Genomic DNA, 2,954 nt, shown 5'->3' on the forward strand with positions numbered 1-2,954 from the left:
CCTCCGTGCCCCGCGCCCTCCCCGGAGGACCCCGGCCTCGAGGTCGGCACGGCAGCACCGGTCCGGTGACGGGCCCGGCACCCCCCGCCGGGCCCGCCCGGGTCGATGGTCCCTGCGTCGACGGCCCTCCGACCGCGTCGGTGGGGCCCCGGCGCGGGCAGGGTCGGACCTCCCGAGCGAGGAGGCCGACGTGGACGCGACCACGACCTGGACCACCAGGATCACCATCGGTGAGCACGACGGGCGCACGCGGGCGGTGGCCCACCTGCGCACCCGCGACCTCGACGAGCTGGTCGGGGTGGGCTTCACCCGCCTGTCCCCCGCCGACCCGGACGTGCCCCGGATCGGTGACGAGATCGCCGTCGCCCGAGCCCTCGTGGACCTGGGCCACCGTCTGCTGCACGTGGCCGCCGAGGACCTCGAAGAGGTCACCGGCCGGCCCGCGCACCTGGTGGTGTGAGCGCGCCGTGCGCAGGATCTCGCCGGTGATCGCCGCCAGCGGGCGGCCACCGGGTGGGCCGATGCTGCTCCGCCACCTCGACCGGGGCGACCACCCTGGTCAGCCTGCTGCGCCGACAGCAGCCGGGACAGGGCAGCTGACCTGGTGACCGGGTCGACGAGCAACCTCCCCGGACCGGTCGTGCCGGTGGAGCACCCGGCGAAGCTCGTGCGGATCGGTTCCATGGTCAAGCAGCTGCTGGAGGAGGTGCGTGCCGCACCCCTCGACGACGCCGGCCGAGAACGACTGCGGCAGATCCACCACACCTCCGTCGCGGAGCTGCAGGACAGGCTCGCCCCCGAGCTGCGGGAGGAGCTCGACCGGCTCGCACGGCCTCTGGGGAGCGGACCACCGCCCTCCGCCGCAGAACTGCGCGTCGCCCAGGCCCGGCTGGTCGGTTGGCTCGAAGGGGTCGTCCACAGCCTCCGGATCAGCGTCCTCCTGGGGCCGATGGGGCCCGCGCGGCTGGGCGCCCAGCACAGCGCCGCGCCCGAGCCGGAGCCGGAGGACTCCTTCCCGGCCACCCCGGGCACCTACCTCTAGTCCCCTGGGCAGCCACCACACCGCAGGAGGAGCAGGTGGCCTCAGGACCCGCACCCCGGACCGACCGTCGTCGCGGTGCTGCCGCTGCTGGGCACGGCGCTGAGCGGGCTGCTGAGGCACGAACTCGGGGTGGACCTGATCGCGGTGCGGGCGCTGCGCGGGGTCAGGGCCGGGGCACCCACCAGTACTGCGAAACCCCGTGCGGTGTCGCCGCGCTGACGGTGAAGGTGCCGCCGTGCCGGCGTGCGCGGTCCCGCAGGTCGACGCCCGCGGCGCCGGGACCGTCCGGTGCCCGCGCGTCGTCGTCGCGCACGTGCACGACCAGCCCGTCCCGGTCCTCCACCACGTCCACGACCGCGGTGGTCGACCGCCCCCGCCCGGCGACGTCGAGCAGGGCCCCCCGGACGACCGCCGCGACGTCCTCGGCCAGGTCGGCGGCCACCCGTCCCGAGCGCAAGCCGGAGAACCGCACGTCGGGCTCGAAGCCCAGCACGCCGCCCGCCTCGGCCACGGCGTCCAGCACCCGGTCGAGCGGGTCCACCGGGGCCGACTCCGTGCTCGACGGGAAGACCGTGCTGCGGACGTGGTCGATGGTCGCGTCCACCTCGTCCACGATGGCCCGCAACCGGCCGGCGGCCCGCCCGTCGCCCAGCTCGGCGAGCACGCCCTGCATCGCCAGCCCGATCCCGAACAGCCGCTGGACGACGGTGTCCTGCAGGCCGGTGGCGATCCGTTCGCGTTCGTCCAGCACGGCGGCACGTTGCTGGTCCGCCCGTGCCTCGGCCAGCTCGATGGCGACCGCGGCCTGGTTGGCGAAGCCACCGGCCATCTCGGTGTCGGTGACCGAGAACCCGGGCCGGCCGGGGCGACGGGCGGCGCAGAGCACCCCGCGGACGTCCCCGGCCCCGACGAGGGGCACCGCGATCACCGCCCCCATCTGCACGCCGGTCCACGGCAGGGCGCCGGACTCCTCCTCAAGCGCGCCGCCGACCAGGGACTCCGGCGCGCCCCCCTCGAAGACCCGGCCCAGCACGGTCCCGGCGAGGGGCACCGACCGGGCCGCCCGGGCGCCCTCGCCCGGAGCGACCAGGACGTCCACCCCCAGCTGCCGGACGCCGGACCCCTTCGCGCCGGGCCGGAGGACGGCCACCACGTCGGCCCCGACGACGTCCCGGCAACCCCGGGCGAGGAGGTCGAGGGCCTCCGCACCGCTCGTCGAGCCGGAGAGCAGCTGCCGGGTGATCGCGGCCGAGACCTGCAGCCACTCGACCCGACGGCGGGCCGACTCGTACAGCCGGGCGCCCTGGATGGCTGTGCCGGCGGTCGACGCCAGGGCCTGGACCAGCTCCTGGTCCTCGGTGGTGGTGGACCCGTGGTCGCTGTCCTCCAGGTGGCGCGTCCCGATCGGGGCACCGCGGACCTGGACGGGCACCTCGAGGCCGCCACCGTGCTGCCGCTGAGGCGGACCGGACGACCGCCTGCCTGTGCCGCCCGGTTCTGCGACCTGCCGGCCGGCTCGCCGGGCTCCGACGAGGTCCCCGGCGGCCTCCGCGGTGCGGTGCAGCACGCTGCTGGACGCCCGGTCGACCAGCTGCGCGAGGAGCTGGTCGAGCTCCAGGCGCGGGACGTCCGGGAACGACGGCCGCGGCTCGCCGTCGGGGACGCGCGGCACGGGTAGGTCGGGGTCGTCGCGTTGCGCCATCGGATCCACGGGGTCCTCCGACCGCACCGCAGGGAGGTCCGGTGCAGGTCGACCGTAGTGGGAGAACTCCGTCCCGGGCCAGAGCCGGTTGCGCACGACCGACGTCCGGTCCGGTCGACCTCGGTCGCGGCCACCGCGTCCAGGACTGCCCGGAGGCGGTCCCGCGCCGACTCCGCTGCGGATCGGTCCGCGAGCACACCGCCCTTGGTC

The 2,954-nt window shown here is 76.3% G+C and carries 3 protein-coding genes; 2 read left to right on the top strand and 1 reads right to left on the bottom strand.

The window, feature by feature from the left end; genetic code table 11:
- Positions 1 to 190 precede the first annotated feature (190 nt).
- Together LFA75_RS23610 and LFA75_RS23615 are read left to right on the top strand one after the other, a co-directional pair.
- Entirely contained in the window at positions 191 to 460 is a 270-nt protein-coding gene (locus LFA75_RS23610) for a DUF1876 domain-containing protein (protein WP_225236158.1), read from the top strand.
- A 144-nt stretch (positions 461 to 604) separates the two neighbouring features.
- Positions 605 to 1,042: a proteasome activator gene (locus tag LFA75_RS23615; protein ID WP_318250083.1), complete on the top strand. Its 438-nt coding sequence runs from the start codon at positions 605 to 607 to the stop codon at positions 1,040 to 1,042.
- Positions 1,043 to 1,205: 163 nt separating this feature from the next.
- Here the strand turns inward: LFA75_RS23615 and LFA75_RS23620 are convergent, their stop codons facing one another.
- Complete coding sequence (locus LFA75_RS23620; RefSeq protein WP_225236159.1) at positions 1,206 to 2,744, bottom strand: GAF domain-containing sensor histidine kinase; 1,539 nt, start codon at positions 2,742 to 2,744, stop codon at positions 1,206 to 1,208.
- Positions 2,745 to 2,954 lie beyond the last annotated feature (210 nt).

Origin of the sequence: Klenkia terrae (genome assembly GCF_900491935.1) — a bacterium.
GTDB classification, from domain to species: Bacteria; Actinomycetota; Actinomycetes; order Mycobacteriales; family Geodermatophilaceae; genus Klenkia; species Klenkia terrae.

Bases quoted from the DNA above. Each gene is read 5' to 3' on its own strand.
- LFA75_RS23620 (WP_225236159.1), bottom strand. From the start codon at position 2,744: ATGGCGCAACGCGACGACCCCGACCTACCCGTGCCGCGCGTCCCCGAC.